The organism is Butyricimonas sp. DFI.6.44 (assembly GCF_022132345.1).
GTDB lineage: Bacteria > Bacteroidota > Bacteroidia > Bacteroidales > Marinifilaceae > Butyricimonas > Butyricimonas muris.
The window spans coordinates 284740-304330 of the sequence record NZ_JAKNJD010000005.1; the positions used below are offsets into that span (position 1 = coordinate 284740).

The 19591-nt window shown below is 49.3% G+C and carries 17 protein-coding genes and 1 pseudogene; 11 read left to right on the forward strand and 7 right to left on the reverse strand.

All coding sequences use genetic code 11. The annotated features are described in order from the left end of the window. Positions 1–2: 2 nt before the first annotated feature. From L0M98_RS09130 to L0M98_RS09140, 3 genes are read left to right on the forward strand one after another with little or no spacing between them, the layout of a single operon-like run. Positions 3–791: an isochorismatase family protein gene (locus L0M98_RS09130; RefSeq protein ID WP_227215624.1), complete on the forward strand. Its 789-nt coding sequence runs from the start codon at positions 3–5 to the stop codon at positions 789–791. A 1-nt stretch (position 792) separates the two neighbouring features. Beyond that, positions 793–1953 carry a nicotinate phosphoribosyltransferase gene (gene pncB / locus L0M98_RS09135; RefSeq protein WP_227215625.1) on the forward strand — a complete coding sequence of 387 codons (1161 nt, stop codon included), beginning with the start codon at positions 793–795 and terminating at the stop codon, positions 1951–1953. Between the two features lie 7 nt (positions 1954–1960). Continuing rightward, positions 1961–2623: an HD domain-containing protein gene (locus L0M98_RS09140; RefSeq protein WP_099292887.1), complete on the forward strand. Its 663-nt coding sequence runs from the start codon at positions 1961–1963 to the stop codon at positions 2621–2623. Between the two features lie 187 nt (positions 2624–2810). Here the strand turns inward: L0M98_RS09140 and L0M98_RS09145 are convergent, their stop codons facing one another. From L0M98_RS09145 to L0M98_RS09170, 6 genes and pseudogenes are all read right to left on the reverse strand, one after another. Continuing rightward, positions 2811–3578, reverse strand: a complete 768-nt coding sequence (locus L0M98_RS09145; RefSeq protein ID WP_227215626.1) for an exodeoxyribonuclease III — start codon at positions 3576–3578, stop codon at positions 2811–2813. A gap of 244 nt (positions 3579–3822) precedes the next feature. Beyond that, positions 3823–4512 (reverse strand): 2,3-diphosphoglycerate-dependent phosphoglycerate mutase, encoded by a 690-nt coding sequence (gene gpmA, locus L0M98_RS09150; protein ID WP_227215627.1) that lies wholly within the window; start codon positions 4510–4512, stop codon positions 3823–3825. A gap of 196 nt (positions 4513–4708) precedes the next feature. After that, positions 4709–5605 (reverse strand): phospholipase A, encoded by an 897-nt coding sequence (locus L0M98_RS09155; protein ID WP_227215628.1) that lies wholly within the window; start codon positions 5603–5605, stop codon positions 4709–4711. A 1-nt stretch (position 5606) separates the two neighbouring features. Then, on the reverse strand, positions 5607–5855 hold the full coding sequence (locus L0M98_RS09160) for a GlsB/YeaQ/YmgE family stress response membrane protein (RefSeq protein ID WP_227215629.1): 249 nt from the start codon (positions 5853–5855) through the stop codon (positions 5607–5609). Between the two features lie 1172 nt (positions 5856–7027). Then, positions 7028–7321 (reverse strand): annotated as a pseudogene (locus tag L0M98_RS22680) (DUF3868 domain-containing protein); the annotation flags it as partial. 5 nt (positions 7322–7326) lie between these two features. Continuing rightward, positions 7327–7911, reverse strand: coding sequence for a DUF3575 domain-containing protein (locus tag L0M98_RS09170; protein ID WP_370645634.1), 585 nt, complete (start codon positions 7909–7911; stop codon positions 7327–7329). 236 nt (positions 7912–8147) lie between these two features. Here L0M98_RS09170 and L0M98_RS09175 point away from each other — a divergent pair, with 236 nt between their 5' ends. The 3 genes from L0M98_RS09175 (at position 8148) to L0M98_RS09185 (ending at position 10856) form a co-directional block, all read left to right on the forward strand. After that, positions 8148–9116, forward strand: a complete 969-nt coding sequence (locus L0M98_RS09175) for a hypothetical protein (protein ID WP_227215631.1) — start codon at positions 8148–8150, stop codon at positions 9114–9116. Between the two features lie 442 nt (positions 9117–9558). Beyond that, positions 9559–9882 carry an HU family DNA-binding protein gene (locus tag L0M98_RS09180; RefSeq protein WP_227215632.1) on the forward strand — a complete coding sequence of 108 codons (324 nt, stop codon included), beginning with the start codon at positions 9559–9561 and terminating at the stop codon, positions 9880–9882. A gap of 14 nt (positions 9883–9896) precedes the next feature. After that, a complete protein-coding gene (locus L0M98_RS09185; protein WP_227215633.1) occupies positions 9897–10856 on the forward strand; it encodes a helix-turn-helix domain-containing protein in 960 nt (319 codons plus the stop codon). A gap of 79 nt (positions 10857–10935) precedes the next feature. Here the strand turns inward: L0M98_RS09185 and L0M98_RS09190 are convergent, their stop codons facing one another. Continuing rightward, the gene (locus L0M98_RS09190; protein ID WP_227215634.1) at positions 10936–11616 is read right to left on the reverse strand and encodes a hypothetical protein; all 681 of its coding nucleotides are present in this window, start codon (positions 11614–11616) and stop codon (positions 10936–10938) included. A gap of 365 nt (positions 11617–11981) precedes the next feature. Here L0M98_RS09190 and L0M98_RS09195 point away from each other — a divergent pair, with 365 nt between their 5' ends. From L0M98_RS09195 to L0M98_RS09215, 5 genes are all read left to right on the forward strand, one after another. Then, entirely contained in the window at positions 11982–12671 is a 690-nt protein-coding gene (locus tag L0M98_RS09195; protein ID WP_227215635.1) for a DUF6266 family protein, read from the forward strand. 213 nt (positions 12672–12884) lie between these two features. Continuing rightward, a complete protein-coding gene (locus L0M98_RS09200) occupies positions 12885–13826 on the forward strand; it encodes a DUF5106 domain-containing protein (RefSeq protein ID WP_227215636.1) in 942 nt (313 codons plus the stop codon). 113 nt (positions 13827–13939) lie between these two features. Further along, positions 13940–14473: an RNA polymerase sigma factor gene (locus tag L0M98_RS09205; RefSeq protein WP_227215637.1), complete on the forward strand. Its 534-nt coding sequence runs from the start codon at positions 13940–13942 to the stop codon at positions 14471–14473. A gap of 63 nt (positions 14474–14536) precedes the next feature. Beyond that, positions 14537–15721 (forward strand): FecR family protein, encoded by a 1185-nt coding sequence (locus L0M98_RS09210; RefSeq protein WP_227215638.1) that lies wholly within the window; start codon positions 14537–14539, stop codon positions 15719–15721. A 201-nt stretch (positions 15722–15922) separates the two neighbouring features. Next, the gene (locus L0M98_RS09215; RefSeq protein ID WP_227215639.1) at positions 15923–19570 is read left to right on the forward strand and encodes a SusC/RagA family TonB-linked outer membrane protein; all 3648 of its coding nucleotides are present in this window, start codon (positions 15923–15925) and stop codon (positions 19568–19570) included. Positions 19571–19591: the final 21 nt, after the last annotated feature.

A 19591-nucleotide genomic window follows, 5' to 3' on the forward strand; every position in this document is an offset into this window, starting at 1 on the left:
ATATGAAGACACTGTTGTTTATCGTGGATATGCAGAACGACTTTTGTTCGCCCCGCGGTTCTCTATATGTACCGGGAGCGGAAAAAGACGCCGAGCGGTTGGGGAGATTGATAGATCGGAAGAAGGAAGAGATAGACAAAATTATCCTTACGCTCGATCAACATCACGTGATGGACATTGCGCATCCTTTCTATTGGCGGAATGCCAAGGGCGAAAACCCGAAACCATTCACCGCCATATCTTGGTGGGAAGTCGTGTCCGGGGAGTGGATACCGTTCGGCGACAAGGCGGAAGTCGTCGAGTACCTGCGTCAACTCAAGGAGACGGGGGAGTACCAGCACGTGATCTGGCCGGAGCACTGTATCAAGGGAAGCGAGGGGGCTGCCGTGATTCCGGTTTTGTTCGATGCCGTCATCCGCTGGGCACGTCAGGGGCGTTATTGCGGGATTGTCGAGAAAGGACTACATCCCGGCACGGAGTTTTTCGGGGCTTTCCGGGCAAACGTGCCTATCGCTTCGGCTCCCGAAACAGCCTTTAACGTGAAGTTGAAAGAAGAGTTTGAACAATACGATACGATATGGTTGGCGGGAGAGGCTAAAACCCATTGCGTGGCAAACACGTTAAAACAGTTATTCGACTTCCCGGAGATTGTCCGCAAGCTCGTGATCATCGAGGATTGCATGAGCGATATACCGGGATGCGAGAGATTGTCCGTACCTATCTACGGCAAGGCGGCACGCCTCGGGGCGCGTTTCGTCAAATCCGATTCAATATTGTTGGATAAAGATTAAGATGATAATACATGATTTTTTAGATAACGATCTCTACAAGTTCACGACGATGAACGCTATCCAGAAAAAGTTTCCGGATGCCGAGGTTGTCTATCGCTTCGTGAACAGGGGAAACACTCTCTTTCCCCCCGGTTTTGCCGAGGCGGTAAGGAAGGAAGTGGACGAGATGGCAGCCTTGGTGCTATCGCCCGAGAATGAACGCTTTTTGCGTGCTCGGTGTTATTACTTCGACTCTGTTTTCTTTGACTTGTTAAAGGGATTCCGTTTCAATCCCGACGAGGTCAAGGTGAGTCAAGCGGGAGGCCGGTTGGATGTCGAGGTGCGGGGATTATGGTACCGGACGGTATTGTGGGAAGTGCCTTTGCTGGCAATTATTTCGGAATTGTATTTCCGGATGACGGGGCAGGAGGCACGCGACACGGAAGAAAGGGCTATGGCCAAGGCGAAGGCTTTCGCGGAAATGCACGCGGAGATTTCCGAGTTCGGCACTCGTCGCCGCTTCTCGTTCGAGGTGCAGGATCGGGTGATCGGCATATTGCGGGAAAACATGAAGGGATTGCTCAACGGCACGAGTAACGTTTACTTTGCCATGAAATATAATCTCACGCCCATGGGGACGCATCCTCACGAGTGGTTCATGTATCACGGTGCGCATTTCGGCTATCGCTCGGCAAATGCCATGGCGCTGGCAAACTGGGTGGACGTCTATGACGGTTATCTGGGGATAGCCTTGTCGGATACCTATACTTCGGATAATTTCTTCAATAGTTTTGACACGAAGTATGCCAAGCTCTTTGACGGCTTGCGGTGGGATAGCGGCGATCCTTTCGAGTTCACGGAGAAAGCCTTGCGTCATTACCGTCGGCATCGGGTTGACCCGGCGAGCAAGACGATCGTGTACAGCGATGCTCTTGACCTCGACGGGGTAAAGAGAATCAAAGAGTACGTTGCCGGGCGCCTGCACGATGTTTACGGTATTGGCACGTATATCACGAACGACGTCGGCGTGACACCGCTGAACATCGTGATTAAACTTTTCGAGTGCCGTCCCAAGGGAAGTGATATATTTCTCCCTACCGTCAAATTGTCTGACGTGGCGGGCAAGCACACGGGGGATCCCGAAGAAATTGATTTATGTTTGAGAATGTTGAGAATAAAATAAAGAAAAGATGTTAGTTACATACGAGGATATCCGAAACGACGAGAGTATAAAAACGTATATTAACGAGGCGGATAAGGTGCTGCTTGCCTTGGGGTACACGGAACACTCGTTCCCCCACGTGGTAAAAACGGCGAAAATGGCAGAAATGATTCTGTTGACGTTGAATTACCCGAAACGCACGGCGGAGTTGGCCAAGATCGCGGGATACATGCACGATATCGGGAATATCGTCAACCGTATCGACCACGCTCAAAGCGGGGCAGTCATGGCGTTCCGCCTGCTCGACCGCATGGGAATGGACCCGGATGAGATAGCCCAAGTCATCAGTGCCATCGGCAACCATGACGAGGGGACAGCTGCGGCAGTCAACCCGATCGCCGCTGCCTTGATTCTTGCGGATAAAACCGATGTACGTCGTTCCCGCGTACGCAATCAAGATTTCTCTAACTTTGACATACATGACCGTGTAAACTATGCTGTCGAAGAATCCCGTATATACTTCAACGAGGACAACACGGCTATTATTCTTGACTTGAAAATCGACACGTCAATCTCCGCTGTCATGGATTACTTTGAAATTTTCCTCGGTCGTATGCTTCTGAGCCGCAAAGCTGCCGAGTACTTGGATATTCATTTCGAACTGATCGTCAACGGACAAAGACTGCTGTAACAATTGAAAGTTGAAAATTGAAAATTGAAAATGAAAAGAACTCCCTCCCCCTTCGGGGTACTCCCTTTATAAACAGAGGGAGAGCTAAATTACTCACCATCTTCGGTAAGATTCACCAGCTCCTCCTCTGTTTATAGAGGAGGTGGCTGCGAAGCAGACGGAGGAGTTCATTTTCAATTTTCAACTTTCAATTTTCAATTATTAAAACGTTCGGGCAATGGTCTGAATGATAGACTTCCGGTTCGATATACGCGTCTTTCAGGCGGGGTTTCAAGTTTTCGGTTGCCATGCAGTAGTCGATGCGCCAGCCTTTGTTGTTGGCTCTGGCGTTGAAGCGATAGCTCCACCACGTGTATTTTTCTGCCTCTTCCGGGTGGAAGTAACGGAAGGTATCTATAAAGCCGGAGTCGATAAACCCACCAATCCATTCCCGTTCCTCGGGCAGGAAACCGCTGTTCTTGGCATTGCGTACCGGATCATGAATATCTATCGGGCGGTGACAAATATTATAGTCCCCGCAAAGGAGCAGGTTCGGGCGGGTTTTCTTCAGTTCTTCCACGTAATTCTGGAAGTCTTCCAACCATTTCATCTTGAATGCCTGCCGTTCATCTCCTGTCGTTCCGGAAGGATGATATACACTTACGATAGACAAGTCGCCGTAGTCGGCACGAATGAAACGTCCCTCGTCGTCGTACGCGGGGAGTCCCATCCCGTATTCCACGTGATCCGGCTCCGTTTTCGAGAGTATCGCTACCCCGCTATATCCTTTTTTCTTGGCTGAAAAGAAGTAAGAACGGTAGCCTAAAGCCTCGAATTCCAGTGTCGGTATCTGGTCCGGTTGCGCTTTTGTTTCTTGCAGGCACACGACATCAGGCTGTTCGTCTTCCAACCATTTCGTGAAATCTTTCGATAAGGCAGCCCGTAGGCCATTGACATTATAAGTAACTATTTTCATGGTTCGTTTTTTTGCATTATGCCTCAAACTTACAAAAAAAGTTTTACTAATGTCGAGCCGAAGGTTCTTAAGGTTCATAAAGTTTGTAAAGTTCATAAGGTTTATAAGGTTCTTAGACCCCTGCGGGGCGCTTTGTCTACGGCAGCTATAGCTGCCGTTAAACACAGTCCGAAGGACACCCGTCACTTTATAAACTTTATGAACGTTATAAACCTTATAAACTTTACTGCTTTGCCCCGGTGGCTTATTTCAAATAATACCGTTTCTTCGGGCGCAATTGTGCATCTAATTCATATACCTGCGGTACTCCTGTCGGAATTTCCAAACCGACAATATCTTCGTCACTGATCCCGTCCAAGTATTTAATCAATGCCCGCAGGCTATTGCCGTGTGCCACGACCAGCACCGTGTTTCCCGAGATCAGGCAGGGCGCGATATAATCCTGCCAGAAAGGAATGACCCTCGTGATCGTCAGTGCCAGCGACTCGCCCAAGGGAAGCACGGCGGGGTCCACGTTCTTGTACTTGTCCTCGTAGACGGCTCTGCGAGGATCGTCAGGCTCCAGTAAAGGAGGTGTAACATCAAAACTCCTTCGCCAGATATGTACCTGCTCTTCCCCGTACTTCTTTGCCGTTTCCGCTTTGTTCAATCCCTGTAATGCCCCGTAATGCCGCTCGTTCAAACGCCAGTTATGAATTTCCGGTACCCACATCCGGTCTGCCGATTCTTCCAGTAAATGCAACGTGCGGATAGCCCGTTTCAGCACGGAAGAAAAAGCTACATCAAATAACAAATAGTGTTTCCGAATTAACTCACCAGCACGGCGAGCTTCCTGTTCCCCCTTTTCACTCAAATCGACATCCGTCCATCCGGTGAACCTGTTTTCCTTGTTCCAGACACTCTCCCCGTGCCGGACTAATATTAATTTACACATAATACCTTGTTTAATTATAGGGGGTATACGTGTAAGGGTTTATAAAGTTTATAAGGTTCATAAGGTTCATAAAGTTTATAAAGTTCTTAGACCCCTGCGGGGCGCTTTGTCCACGGCAGCTTGAGCTGCCGTTAAACACAGTCCGAAGGACACCCGTCACTTTATAAACTTTATGAACTTTATAAACTTTACAAACCTAATAGTAATTGCGTAAAGCCGGTTTGATGCAGATCCCGAATCTCACCATGGACACGTAGCGGTCGTATTCCAGCAAGTTCTCCGCGTAACCGTTGTAATACTGTATAAACAAATATTCGTTTGCTTTCAAGCTGGGTTTGAAGTTTATCTCCAACGTGGTATTCATGTTGATAAACTGTCGGCGGGGATTGATGATGGCAGAGCACCACAGTCGTTCGTTAGCACTTTGGTAGTTGAAAGCGACAAAGCCGTACCCTTTGTATTTCAGTAAATCCGGGTTTCCTTCTTTGTCCACCCAGCCGCCCCATACTTTCATCTGCACGGAGAAGCGGTAATCGATAAACCACGAGCCGGACAACGAGATATAGTTCCAACTCCGGGAAGCCAGAGAATCACGCCCGTTTGACTCGTGCTCGAATGAAAGTACCGCCATTCCCATCAATTGATCGCGATAGATCAATGCTTTGCTCAGGCTTATTCCCGGGTTGAAATTATTATCCAGAAAAGGGCTCGATTTGGCGTAAATATCCCAGAAAGACTTTTGCGTGTAGGTCAGGTACAGGAAGGTTTTGAACGGGAGAATACTTTTTGTCAGGCGTTGGCGTATACTGATCTGGAATTTGGCATCCGCCGTGTGCTTGTCGATCTTGTGGTTGGTAGGAATGCCCGAGACGAAGTAATTATCCCGGAATATGCCGAAACTGGGGGTGTTGTCGAACAACTCCAACGCGCTCTTCTCGCTGACAACTACCGTACCCCCGGTTTTATTCTTGGCAAGTTCCTCCCGTTCCCGCAATATCTTTTTTTCCTCGTCCGTTTGCGCTTGCAGCACTGCCGGGCAAAGCAAGCAAAAGAAGAAGACCGGAACAATAATACGCCACCGCCTTTTCATCATCTCATGCTTTTTTATTGCTGAATAATGACACGATAGCCAGCAACACGATAGCTCCCACGGTTGCCGTTATCAGGCTTCCGATGACACCCGTCGTCCAAATGCCCATTACCCCGAAGAGCCAGCCGCCCAGCACTCCGCCGATAATCCCCACGATCAGGTTTAAAAACAATCCCAGTCCACCTCCGCGGACTATTTTCCCGGCGATAAATCCCGCCGCGATACCGATTAAAATATACCAAATAAACATCATAACTTATAAGATTTAGATTCATTTGTATATTTAAACTTAAACAGCCATGAAAAAGTTCCAATTTCTGGACATTTTATTCATGTCAAAGGAAGTGACAAAGAGTCATTCGGCATGACAAAAAGTAACAGGACACTGTCATGACAAAAGAAAAGAGCCGATCAGAAATCGGCTCTTGGAAAAGAATGCCCCCGGTCAAGAAGGTGTATGTGAGGATCGGCGTTTGTTACAACCGGGGGGCATTCGAGGATAGCTCTTGATAATGTTTTTGAAGAATGCCCCCGGTAAGAGGTGTATGTGGGGATCGGCGTTTGTTATACCGGGGGGCATTCAGGAATATCTTATTCTCTCGTGCTTTATTTGATTACTCGATACGTGATTCTGTAATCAACTCGTCGTAATTGCGGGAAAAATTCTTTCAACATGTACCTGTAAGGCACTCCTTGATCCAGATCCATGAGTTGTTTTTCTCTTCCCTCGAAAATATCGACGTTATTAATAATGTAAAGAACTCTATCTTTATCGGGCATCCCGAATTGTGTTATCAATTTTTTCAGTCCTGTCCAGTCTTCCGCCACCCAATCCGCATGGTAGAGGTTTCTTGGCATCGGGTACCTGTCAAGCAGGTAGTCGCGCAATTCCAGCGTGCGTTCCCGTGACAGTTTCTCGTTTTGAGCGTACGTTCCCTCCGGGGAAGCGTATCCCGTGAGATAAATTCCCGTTATCTCGTGATCCGGGTTGCTCGTGATCTCGTCAATCATAGCCTTGATCTTGGCAAGCTCCTCGCGATTATCCTTGTAATCCGGGATAATATTTGTCCGGTTCCTCGGGTAATCAAGATAGGCGGAGCCTTCAACAACCCTCGCTGGCGACGCGGTATTCTCTTTCACGACCGGGGTCGTTCGCGTTACCGGTTCGGGTGCGAGGGGAGTGGGGGCAACAATCTGCACCTTCCCTTTCAAGGCAGCGTCCGGCTTGAGTGCCTTCGCCAACAAGTTTACCGATATCAAGCGTTGCTCTATTCCATCATAAAAACTCTCGTGCAAATTTAATGCCGCGTCCTGCATCCACGCTTGATAAAGAACACTTATTTTATAATTTACTTTCTCCCGCGTGCGCTTGTTAGCCGCCACTACCGAGTACGTGGGGAAAGGTTTCGCCCCACGATTGAAGTAGAGTGACCGTTGATACGCCTTAGACCTACGCTTCCCGTTCACGATTACCGATGGTAATTCTTCTACTTCAGTCCCTTTCTCGATCACGGGGGTTAGCGTGAAGGCTTCGTTGTTGCCCACGGGTAACCCGTTCATGTCGATTGTCATTTCGATGAAAACACTGTCACCCCGCTGTTCGAAACGATTCTGCGTGACGCGTATCTCGCCCACGTAGACGTTGCTCTGTGCCTCCACTCTCGTTGAAAACAGACCCGCGGTCAGTAAAATTATACTATATATGATCGTTTTTCTCATCACTCTTATTTTATAATGTACACCAGACTAATTCCAGCTTTCGTCGGGCCTATATAATCTTTTTCACCCTTTTTTATAAATTTACCCCCGGTCTGGTACTCGTGTTTGTCGTACTCGAATCTCGCGTACCCGATCCCGAGCGTGGCTTCCAAGTTCAGGCGTTTCCCGAGTATCCATTGATAACCGTATGAAATCCCTCCACCGTGAAACGAGCCCTCGTAACGGTATTTGTCCAATCCCAACATCTTGATTCCTCCCGCGTTGAACTTACCGTAGAGCCCGTGAATCCCGAAGAAGTGCCCGTTAAAACGTTCGCCTCCCCAGTACCGGAACTCCGGTTGTACCAGCCAGTGTTTAATCTTTTTGTTATCACCAAAACTCCACGGGTTATACGTACCGGACAGGTCCAAAGTTGTCTTTTTCCCCAGCGCGACTTCCAATCCCATGTTGGGCGTGGTTGTCAACCAGTACAAGGCATTCGTTTTCACGCTGAAAAGCGGGGCGTTGTAGAAATCTCTCTCTTGTCCGCTAACCTTGCTTGTCGAAACAAGCGCGATCATACCCAGCACGAAAATCATTTTCCTCATCATAACCCTTTCACTTTGTTTTTGATATTACAAAAGTATCTCGCTCGCGTCAAGAATTAGTGACCTTTAAAGTGTATTTGTTATTTAACGCGTTTCTATTGAAGCACTCTTATCCATTTTTTGATTTGTATTCCGATATTTTTATTAAATTGCCGGGTAAATAATTTCACTTTTCGGAACTATTGAAACGACAGACTCGTATAACGAGTAATATAGTTGTATTAATAAATACTCAAATCATGACAACTTTTGATTACAATGAAGAATTAATTAAAGCCATGAAAGAAAAACTCCCGCGTGGGGTTAATCTGGCAAATACATTAATAGATAAATTATACCTCGGTAAAGAAGCCGTTTACCGCAGGTTGCGGGGTGAAGTCCCCTTCACCTTGTCAGAGGCTGCTATCATATCCCGCGAGATGGGCGTGTCGTTGGACAAGCTGGTCGGTTCCAAGAAAGGAATGAGCGCGATATTCGACTTGAACGTCATACATTATACCGATCCGTTGGAAACTTATTATTCCATCGTGGACAATTACGTGAAGGTTTTTCAAGAGATAAAGCATGACCCGACCTCGGTGCTTTGCACCGCGTCGAATATTATCCCGCAGACGTTCTACTTGAAATACGAGTTGCTGTCGAAATTCCGCATGTTCAAATGGTTGTACCAGTTCGAGAAGATTGATATCGAACATCATTTCGAGGAACTGAAGCTGGTGGACAAACTGCTCGACCGCCAGCGCGATTTCGTGAGAGAGTCGCAGGAGTTCAATCATACCGAGTATATATGGGATTGCAAAATCTTTTTCTACCTCGTGAACGATATCAAGTATTTCGCCCGTGCGAACTTGATTTCACTGGAGTACGTGCGGAAATTGAAAAAAGAGTTGCTCGAGTTGCTCGACGAGCTGGAAGAGATAGCCGTTCGAGGGGCGTTCAAGAGCGGGAAAGAGGTATCTATATATATAGCCAACATTAACTTCGAGGCGACATATAGTTATATAGCGACTTCTTCCTACAAGTTGAGCCTCATCCGGCTGTTCGCCATCAACTCCATCACTTCACACGACGAGAACGTGTTCCGTAACGTGAAAGAGTGGGTTGATTCCTTGCGTAAATATTCCGTGCTGATCTCTCAAAGCGGGGAAATCCAACGGAGTAAATTCTTTAAAGACCAGCGGGAAATCGTCAATGGTTTGTGCGAATAGAGTTTATAAAGTTCGTAAAGTTTATAAGGTTTATAAAGTTATGGCCTCCAGTGGGGTACTATATTAACGGCAGCGTAAGCTGCCGTTTTGATTTTGTCCGAAGGACGTTTTGTACACTTTATGAACTTTATGAACCTTAAAAACTTTATAAACCCAACACGGGAAGATTCCCGTGTTGTAGTTACGAATAACGGAATGTTTAACAATAAATAGAGAATCTGTTTCATTATTCAAGTCTGTTTTTGATAATCCATACAGAAATAGAAAAAACGCATATGACTGATACACTGTAATAAGCACTGATTGTTGAATAAAATCTTTCATCTTTGTACTGCTAAGTGGGCAGAACGTCATCTTGGCAAAATTCATTTAAAAGCGTGTGTATCGATGAAACAGAATTATAGATAGTACCCGGAATCGCGCTTGACGCCCCGCGCGTCGGGTGCGGTTTCGTGTAATACACGCCGGTAAACTCTATTTATTAATATTAAAACTATTGACAATGAACAAACGTGAATTAATCGAGAAGGTCGCGGAGAAAAACGGGACAAGTAAAGTGGAAGCCGCTAAGGCTGTAAACGCGGTAATCGGGACAATGGCGGAATCTTTGAAGAACGGGGAGAAGATTTCCTTGTTGGAACTGGGTTCTTTCTCTATCAGGGAACGCAAAGCCCGTAACGGTTACAACCCGAACAGCAAGCAAAACATGACCATTCCCGCGAAAAAAGTGGTTAAATTCTCCATCGGTAAATACTTTTTTGACTAAGGAGCGGCACCCCGATGAAAAATGCCGTGGTAGATGAACTGATCAGCACGATGCGCGAGATTACCCCGAAAGAGAATAATCTCGCCAACATCCTCATGGAGGTATTGTGCATGAGTAAGGAGGCAATTTACCGGAGATTAAGGGGGGAGGTTGCTTTCACGTTCAGCGAAGTGGCGATCATCGCCAGCCAGATGGGCATATCGTTAGACAAGATTGTCGGTAACAGTATGTCCAGCGGGGCGATGTTCGACCTGAACGTGTTGCACTCCGTGGAGCCGATGGAAAATTATCACGAGATACTTGCCCGTTACCATAAATTATTCAGGTACGTCAAGGCGGATCCAACGACAGAGGTGATAACCGCGTCGAATACCATTCCTTATACATTTTACGCCCCTTACGAGAATTTGTCCAAATTCCGGATTAGCAGGTGGCTGTACCAGAACGAGAAACTGAGAACGCCCGCCTCGCTCGCCGACGTGGTGATTTCGGAGAAATTGGCGAAAACGCGGAAAGAACTCATGGAAAGTTTAAGACAGGTGCACAAGACTTGTTTTATCCTCGACGAGAGTGTATTCAATTCCTTCGTGAAGGAAATAAAGTATTTCGCCGAGCTGAATCTCGTGTCCGCGACCGATGTCGCGAACATGAAGAAAGAGTTGCATCAACTTCTGCGCGAGCTGGAATTATTGTCGGAAAAAGGAGCCTTCCATAACGGTAACCTTCTGTCAATTTACCTCTCGAACGTTGATTTTGAAGCCACGTACAGTTACGTCGAGAAAACCGGTTTCCAGATTTGTTTCCTGCGAGTGTATTCCATCAATTCGATGGACTCGCGCGACGGGAAGGTATGTAATTACCAGAAAAAATGGATTCATTCGTTGAAAAGACATTCGACTCTCGTTTCACAAAGCGGTGAGATACAGCGAATGAATTTCTTTAACGACCAAAGGAAAATTATAGATACATTATAAGTGCGCGTGTGATTTCTTAAAGGTTGAGGCCGTTCCGGGAAGACGCGGGGCGGCCTCTTTTATTCACGATACCCCGACACTAGCATCTCATGTAATAACTACCCGCGTACGCGCTCTTGTCCGCCCGCCCGAAGAAGGGGTAGAGGTGGAGCGCTCCGCCGTCGGGCTGGTCGAGGGGCGGGATGTCGAACTCCGCGCGTTGCTCGCCGCGGGTGGCGCCCGTCACCGGGACGAGAAGCGGGGAGCGGGGATACCCCTCGTGGAAATAGCCCACGAACAGTAGGTCCCCGGCGGCAGCGGCGGGTTGGTCGCGGTCGTCCTCCCACTCGAGGGTAATGTGCCAGTCGTCACGCCGAACGGTGAAATTATCCGGAAGCTCGAGAATCCCGTGGCTGAAACGGTAAGAGTTGAAATAGCGCACGCCCTCGTCGGGGACGTACGCCGCCTTGTTCAGGTGGCGGTGCAGCGCCCATGACGATTGCCCGGGTTTCGTCTTCGGTGCCACCACCCAGATTTGCAAGTGCCCGTGCGCGAGGAAATAAGCCTTCGTCATCGAGAAAGATTCAGAGAATACCTCGCTTGACTTTTCTTGGGCGGGACTGCGGAGGGGGAGTTCTTCGCCGTTCTCGTCCTTCCGGGGAGTTCGTTTCTCGTTCTTCGACGTGCGGCAGATAAGTTGCCCGTTGCGCCAGTAATAAGTTATCCCGTTCACGCGCCAGCATTTACGGGAACCGTCCATCGGTGGAAAACTCAAGTCCATAACCTTTGATTTTAATTCAACTACATTCTGATTCGGTTGTAAGCGTCTACCAATCTTCGTGTAAAACTACTAATTTTTTTTTAATTAAACAATAGTTCTCCTGCAGTTATTCTAACCTCGTTAGAATAACTGCAGGAGAACTTCAGGAGAAGTTCAGAATAACTCCGCCGTTTCCTCGCCGACCGCTCCCCGTTTCCCGTGGGCTTGTTGCCCTGTTCGCGTATCCCTCGTGTTGTATTGTTAAAATAAATTAAAATAAAATTCGTTTTTTCTTGATTTTCTTTTTCTTATACCGTAACTTTGTTGACGATAATGATACCGTGTAGCGGCATCTTGAAACATTAACCTTTAAAAACGTACAAACTATGGCAGACGCTAAAATGAATCTATGCAAGAGTATTTCCGGGCAAGTGGGACCCAACCTGTTCTCGAAGAAACCTAACGGCGGCGTGACCGTCAAATCGATGCCCGCGTGGAACGGGTCGTTAAAAGAAGACGTGATGCGTCAGGACGCGTGTTTCGGCGCGCTGGGGCGCTTGGCGTCACCGATGAAACGGGTATTGCGCGTGAGTTGCCCGCCGGACAACAAGGGCGTGAAGTGCAATGCGAAATTCTTGAAAATCAACAAGTCGGATATCGTGACGGCGACGCGGAGGTATCCCGAACGGGAGTTCAACCCGAAGGCGAAACCCGAGGAAGTGTTCGAAACGGTGGTCGACTTCTCCCGCCTGCTCGTGTCCTATGGTAGGCTGTTGAAGGGAAAGGTGACGGTAACGCTCGACAGGGCGGCGCGGAAACTGCAATTCAACCAAGAGGCTAACGTGGTTGACGGGGCGGATTGTTACGCGGACGACAAGGCGTACGCGGTCGTGTTTGACACGACGAACGAGTATTGCCTCCTCGTGACGCTACGCGAGCGTGGCGAGTCCGGTAGCACGTCGACGGCACTGGACGAGGAGTACGACCTCGACAATCTCGCCATTTACACCTTCATGACCACCCGTTCCGGGAAACAAACCTCAACGTCACAGTACTTGACCCTGAGTGAGGAGTGAGAGAGGAGGGGCGCGTACGCGCCCCCCTAGTTCATAAAGTTTGTAAAGTTTGTAAAGTTTATAAGGTTTACAAGGCGTCCTTCGGACAGAGTCTAACGGCAGCCCGGGCTGCCGTGGATAAAGTTCCTCGCGTCCGTGCAACTTTATAAACTTTATGAACCTTATGAACTTTATAAACTAAATCGTATCTTCGCGTATCAATCGATCGAAACCATGAAAAGTTATACACGGAATATTGTCATCGGGTTATGCGTCGCGTTGGCGGCGTGTTCTTTTTCACGCGGGAAAAAAGCGGAACAAGGCGCGGCGCGGATGCAGGCATTCCGGCTGCCGGAGATACCTTCCGTGTACACGGACGAGAGGGAACGGGTGAAATACCTCGTCGCGCATTACTGGGAGCATTTCGATTTCGCCGACACCTCGTTGATCCGTCGTCCGGAAATAACGGAACAGGCGTTCGCCAACTACCTGCAATTGTTTCCCCGTGTGCCTTACGCGGACGTGGAACGGGCGATAGCGTCGATGCTCGACCGGGCGATGGATGCCGATTCGGTGATGTTCGCCCATTTCACTTCCCTGTACGAGAAATACTTGTATGACCCCAATTCGCCCATGTTGAGCGAGGAATTTTACATTCCCGTGTTGCGGTATATCGTCGCATCGCCGCGGGTGGGGGAGGTCGACAAGCTGCGACCGGCGTTCCGGCTTGAAATGGCGTTGAAGAACCGACCGGGAACCGCGGCTACCGATTTCGTTTACACCTTGCCGTCGGGCAAGAGGGAAAAGTTGTCGGACATCCGAGCCGATTACACGATTCTATTCTTCAACAATCCCGATTGCGACGCTTGCCGGGCGATCAAAGCGGAGTTCGAGGCCGCCGATTTCGTGAATTTCCTGTTGAGAGAGAAACGGGGGGAATCGCGGCGGTTGGTATTTCTTTCCGTGTATCCCGACCCCGACGTTGAAGCGTGGCGTCGGCACCTGAAAGAGCAACCGAAGTCATGGGTGTGCGCTTACGACGACGGGCAGGTGATCAAGGAACAACGTTTGTACGACCTGCGGGCAATCCCGACATTTTACCTGCTGGACAGGGATAAAAAGATTATCTTTAAAGATGTCCCGTTCCGGGTAATCGCGTCCTTTCTGGAACAGTGATTCGCCTTCGGCGAGTTGCAGGTTATTTTTCCCGCGTATTATTTATGGTTTTTTCATGAAAAACTTGTAACTTGCCAAAGGCAAATGCAACCTGTAACTTGTAACTGTAACTTATGGCAATAGTATCGCATAAAGAGTTTAAAGCATTTTTCGAAACATTCTTTCTACCGGTATATACCTTGATGCAGCGATACACGGGGGAAACGGAATTATCCCGCGATTTCACGCAGGAGGCGTTCACGCGGGTGTTCGAGCACCGGGAGGAATTCGCGACGGATGAAAACGCCAAGGCTTTCGTGTACACGGTTGCCCGCCGTGTCTACCTCGATCATTGCAAGCACCGGAAGATCGAGGAACAATACTCTGCCCGCCTGAACGAGAACGAGGCGGAGGATTATGATTTCCTGAAAGAGGTTACCCGGCAGGAAACGTACCGGGTATTGTACGAGGCGATAGACAAGTTGCCGGCACAATCCCGCGCGGTAATCTTGTTGAACTTGAAAGGGAATAATAACACGGAAGTCGCGGCGGAGTTGCGTGTATCCGTGAACACGGTGAAGTCATTGAAAAAGAGCGCTTACGTGAAGTTGCGCGAATTACTTTCCAAGGATATTTTAATGATTTTTTTCATCCTGCTCGAAAAATAGTCATCTCCACTCACCCACTTTTTTCTCTCGATCGTCTTCTATATAAACCGTAAACCTGAATAGATGACAGATTTATTGAAAAAACGTTTTGATGTAGCCCGTTGGATAGCCAAGGAGATCGCCGGGACGCTGGAAGGGGAGGAACGTGCTTCGCTGGAACGGTGGCGGGGAGAATCACCCTTGCACGAGAGCGAGTACGGGGAAACGAGGGCGTATCTCCTGTCACGGGAAGCGCCGACGCGGGCGGAACGGCAAATGGTGAAAGACGAGTGGCGGAAGTTTGAACGGGCACGTCACGGGAAGCGTTTTACCCGGCGCGCGGTGGCGAGATACGCGGCGTTGTTCATGTTGCCCTTGTGCGTGGCGGGGTACTTGTGGTACGCCGCACCCGGGAGAAACGGGCTTCCGGCGGCGGACGGCACGGGGATCGTTCCGGGTGGGGGAAAAGCCGTGCTGATACTTGCCAACGGGCAATCCGTGGAGTTGAAAGATGAAAAAGGGCTTCTGGTAGACACAACGGGGTGCGTGGTGGTACCCGCCGGGGCGCGTGGCGTGTACCGGCAAATCGCCGCGCACGCGGATTCCTTGGCGGAAGAGAAGTACAACACGCTGGTCGTTCCCCGCGGCGGGGAGTTTTTCATGGAATTGCCGGACGGTACGCGGGTTTGGCTGAACTCGGAATCCAAATTATATTTCCCTTTACGTTTCAAGGGCACGCGGCGGGACGTGAGGCTCGAGGGGGAGGGCTATTTCGAGGTCATGCCCGATTCGACAGCCCCGTTCCACGTGTTCGCCAACGGCGCGAACTTGCGCGTGCTGGGAACGAGTTTCAACGTGACCGCTTACCGGGGACGGACGATAGCCACGCTGGTGGAAGGACGGGTGTGCCTGACCCACGGCGGGGAATCCGTGTTGATGCTGCCCGGCGTGCAGGCGGAAGTGCTCCCGGGAAGCGGCGGGATACGGACACGGGAAGTGAACGTGAAGGAGTTCGTCCTGTGGAAAGACGGTATATTCTATTTCGAGGGGGCGGATCTGGCGACAATCATGGAACGTTTGGCGCGGTGGTATGACGTGAACGTGAACTTTGACGACGAAGAACTCGGGAAATTACGGTTCTCGGTCGAGATGAAACGGTATGAACATATTCAGGATTTATTGACGAAAATTGAAAAGACACGGAAAGTAAGGTTCCGGATCGAGGGAAGAGAAATTCGCGTGGGGGAGTACCGGGAACCGGGTAGCTGAAACACGTGATTCCGGCAAGGTAATTTCACTATAAATGGTGATTTGTGCGTATCGGGAGAGAGAGTACTTTTGCCGGAAACATGAAAGTGAAAAAATAGTAAATCAAGTTAGCTTATTGAAAAAGTAAGCAGGCAATGTTTGCCCCATTGCCCGCTCGCTAAGCTCATCATTGAATTTAATGTGAAACCTAAAAACAAAAGTATGAAAAAAAATGACACGCGAAGCAGTTCCAGTAGGGAAAAGCTGTGGAGGAAGTTATTACTTGTTAAGTTTTTATGCCTGTGTATGCTGGTGCAGAACCTCGCGTTCTCGGCGGTGTACTCGCAGGAGGTGAAACTGACATTGAAGGCCGAGAACAAGAATCTCACGGATATCTTGACGGAGATTCGGGAGAATAGCCGCTACACGTTCGTGTACAACTTGGATGATTTGCAGGGTATCCGCGTGAAATCGCTGGACGTGAAAGACGCCACGCTCGAGGAGGTACTGGACAAATGCTTGAAAGGCACCGGGTTCTCCTACGAGATAGAAGACGACGTCGTGATCATACGTCCCGAACGTCCCGCGCGGGACGAGGTGAAAAAAGTGGTGTTGAAAGGGGTGGTGATGACGACGGATTCCGTGCCTATCCCCGGTGCTACCGTGATTTTGCGGGGGACTTACGCGGGTGTGATATCGGACGTCAACGGGAAGTTCGAGATGGCGATCCCGGTGCAGAAAGATATCGTGCTGCTCGTTTCCTTCGTGGGTATGGAAACGCAGGAGGTGAAAGTGTCCGACGTGACGAAGACGCTCACGGTCGTGATGAAAGAAAAGGTCGACCAGCTGGACGAAGTCGTGGTCACGGGTTACGGGCAGACGACGAAACGCAATTCCCCGGGTTCTTTCGGTACGGTAGCCGCCGAAGTTTTCGAGAATAAAGCCATTCCCACGGTGGATATGCTTTTGCAGGGGCAGATAGCCGGGGTGAGTGTTGTCGCTGTTTCCGGAAGACCGGGTGAAGCGGCGAAAATACGGATCCGGGGAACGAACACGATCAGCGGGGACGCCGAGCCCTTGTGGGTCGTGGACGGTGTGCCTCTTCAGCAGGATATCCCGGAAATATCGACGGGGCAGATCAAGTCGGGGAATCTGAACGAGATTTTCGTGACGGGGGTAGCGGGGATTAACCCGAACGATATAGAGAGCGTGACGATATTGAAAGATGCTTCCGCTGCCGCCATTTACGGGTCGAGAGCCGCGGGCGGTGTTATAGTGGTCACGACTAAAAAAGGGAAGGCGGGAAAAATGAAAGTGAATTATAGTGCCACGTTTTCCGTGGGGTTGAAACCGCAACGTGATCCGAAGTTGATGAATTCACGGGAGAAACTGGCGTGGGAGCAGGAGTTGTGGGACGAGTTTTCGGCCGCTCCTTTCGAGCATAATAAGACGGAAAAGCCGTTGAAGCATTACCCGGTAGTGGGAATTGTCGGTATGCTCCGGGCGGAAAAACTCGGGCGGGATGATAAGTTGTGGCTGGAAGACGGGTTCGAACCCATGAGTACCGCGGAACAGGATGCCTATATCGAGGAATTGGGCAAACGCACCACGAATTGGTTTGACGTGATATTCCGAAATTCCTTCTCGATGAATCATAATCTCTCTTTTTCAGGGGGATCGGACCGGAACACGTATTACGTGTCACTGGGTGTCGCTGACCAGAACGGGTTGGTGAAGGAAACGGATTACGAGAGGTATAACGTTAATGCCAAGATTAACACGAACGCGACGGAACGCTTGAACATGATGTTCGGGATTGATCTCTCGAAACAGAAGTCAAAGAGTTACTCGACCGTTATAAACCCGTTCGAGTACGCTTATTTCGCGAATCCTTACGAGAAGGTGTATAACGAGGACGGGAGTTATCGTCCCGACCGCACGTATTTCAACTTGCAATCGATTAACGAGGGAAATGCCAATATCGTGATATTGCCTACCAACGGTTTCAATATCATGCGGGAGCTGAAAGAAACATCAAGTACGGCGGATAACGCGAACGCGCGGGTGCAGATGAACCTGACTTACGATTTGTTGAGTTATTTGAGGTTTTCCGGGTTGGCTTCCTATACCTATTTTCACAATAAAGTGGAGGACACGAGGGGGCGGGACACGTACGCGGCATTTTTAGACCGCTTGTATTTTGATGAATATAATGACGAGTGGACGCCTTACGGGACAATCACGCAGACATCCACGAACGGTTCCAGCTACAACGTGCGGGGACAGTTGGAATACAAGAATACGTTTGCCTTGGAGCATTATTTGAGTTTGGTAGGGGGAGCGGAATTGCGGGGGGATAAAAATCAACGGACTTACTTCAAGCGTTTCGGGTATGACGAGGTGACAGGTTACTCGGCGATGCCGCTTCCGCCCGAGCCATCCGTCACGGACGTGGGGAAGTACGCCGACTTGTTTGACCAGTTGGCGGGGGAAACCACGACTGAAAACAGGTTCGCTTCATTTTACGCTTCGCTGGATTATAATTATTTACAACGTTATTTGTTCAGTTTTACATTCCGGACGGACGGTTCCAACAATTTTGGTAGCGACGAGCAGTTCAACCCCACGTGGTCGTTAGGTTTGGGGTGGCATCTGGATCAGGAACGCTTCATGAGTTCGTTGTTGCCGGTCGTGAACCGGGTGAGCCTGCGGGCTTCCATGGGGTACACCGGGAATATCGTGAAATCGGTGAACAAGGAGCTGGTGTTGAGATATACCACGACTTACTGGAACGGGTCGCGAACGGGGTCGGTGAGTTCGGCTCCTAACCCGAACGTGCGTTGGGAGAAAACGAAAGACATGAAAGTCGCGTTGGATTTCGGTTTGTTCGACGAGCGGGTAAGTGGGTTGGTCGAAGCGTATTACCGCGTGAGTTCGGATGTGGTGTCGACGGTGGACGTGTTGTCGAGCACGGGTTTTTCCGGGCAGCCCTATAATACTTCCGAGATAAAGAATAAAGGCGTGGAGGGAACCTTGAACGTGAAGGTTTTGAACGGTAAGGATTTTAAACTTGACGTGGGGGGAAATATCGCTTGGAACCGGAACATATTGTCGAAATACAGCCGGAAACGGGTGATTAGTAACGGTAGGTACGAGGGATTCCCGCTGGAATCCGTTTTCGCGGGACGTTATATAAAGATAGACGAGAGGGACGGGGTTTATACCTTCGAGTTAAGACCTGACGCACAAATTTACACGGGTACGGATTTGCAGTCGAAGGATAATTATCGTTTCTATCTCGGGACCTCGGTGGCGCCTGTCACCGGTGGATTCAACGTGAATTTCTCGTATCGCGGTTTGAGATTGAACGTGGGAGGGGTGGTTTCTTCCGGCGCGAAGATATTGAACACGGTTACTTCGCCCGCCGGTTACAGGAGCGTGACTTCTTTAGCCACGGGCGAGAAACCGCAGACCGCGTACAGCGATTTGTATCGCAATCACTTGAACGTGGAGAGGTCCGTGACCAACCGCTGGACGGAAGAGAGGCGCACCGGCGTGAAGTATCCCAGAATTATTGATTATCTGGCGGAGGAGCGGTTGTTGTTGGACCAGTATAATGTGCACGACACGGAAATCACGCAAGGGGCGTACCTTGAAAACGTGTCTTTCTTGCGGGTAAAGAATATATCGTTGTATTATAATTTGCCGGAGCGGTTGTTGCATCCGCTTGGGTTGAAATCGGTAGTCTTTTCCTTCACGATGAATAATTTTATCACGTTCACGAATTATTCGGGTATTGACCCGGAAACGCCGGGAACAACTTACCCCTTGACGCGTTCGGTTACCTTCGGGCTGAATGTAGGATTCTAGTAATGTATTAAATTGAATGAA

Bases quoted from the DNA above. Each gene is read 5' to 3' on its own strand.
- L0M98_RS09155 (WP_227215628.1), bottom strand. From the start codon at position 5,605: ATGATGAAAAGGCGGTGGCGTATTATTGTTCCGGTCTTCTTCTTTTGC.
- L0M98_RS09185 (WP_227215633.1), top strand. From the start codon at position 9,897: ATGAAAAATGCCGTGGTAGATGAACTGATCAGCACGATGCGCGAGATT.
- L0M98_RS09160 (WP_227215629.1), bottom strand. From the start codon at position 5,855: ATGATGTTTATTTGGTATATTTTAATCGGTATCGCGGCGGGATTTATC.
- L0M98_RS09215 (WP_227215639.1), top strand. From the start codon at position 15,923: ATGAAAAAAAATGACACGCGAAGCAGTTCCAGTAGGGAAAAGCTGTGG.
- L0M98_RS09195 (WP_227215635.1), top strand. From the start codon at position 11,982: ATGGCAGACGCTAAAATGAATCTATGCAAGAGTATTTCCGGGCAAGTG.
- L0M98_RS09200 (WP_227215636.1), top strand. From the start codon at position 12,885: ATGAAAAGTTATACACGGAATATTGTCATCGGGTTATGCGTCGCGTTG.
- L0M98_RS09170 (WP_370645634.1), bottom strand. From the start codon at position 7,911: ATGATGAGGAAAATGATTTTCGTGCTGGGTATGATCGCGCTTGTTTCG.
- L0M98_RS09140 (WP_099292887.1), top strand. From the start codon at position 1,961: ATGTTAGTTACATACGAGGATATCCGAAACGACGAGAGTATAAAAACG.
- pncB (WP_227215625.1), top strand. From the start codon at position 793: ATGATAATACATGATTTTTTAGATAACGATCTCTACAAGTTCACGACG.
- L0M98_RS09190 (WP_227215634.1), bottom strand. From the start codon at position 11,616: ATGGACTTGAGTTTTCCACCGATGGACGGTTCCCGTAAATGCTGGCGC.
- L0M98_RS09130 (WP_227215624.1), top strand. From the start codon at position 3: ATGAAGACACTGTTGTTTATCGTGGATATGCAGAACGACTTTTGTTCG.
- L0M98_RS09175 (WP_227215631.1), top strand. From the start codon at position 8,148: ATGACAACTTTTGATTACAATGAAGAATTAATTAAAGCCATGAAAGAA.
- L0M98_RS09205 (WP_227215637.1), top strand. From the start codon at position 13,940: ATGGCAATAGTATCGCATAAAGAGTTTAAAGCATTTTTCGAAACATTC.
- gpmA (WP_227215627.1), bottom strand. From the start codon at position 4,512: ATGTGTAAATTAATATTAGTCCGGCACGGGGAGAGTGTCTGGAACAAG.
- L0M98_RS09210 (WP_227215638.1), top strand. From the start codon at position 14,537: ATGACAGATTTATTGAAAAAACGTTTTGATGTAGCCCGTTGGATAGCC.
- L0M98_RS09145 (WP_227215626.1), bottom strand. From the start codon at position 3,578: ATGAAAATAGTTACTTATAATGTCAATGGCCTACGGGCTGCCTTATCG.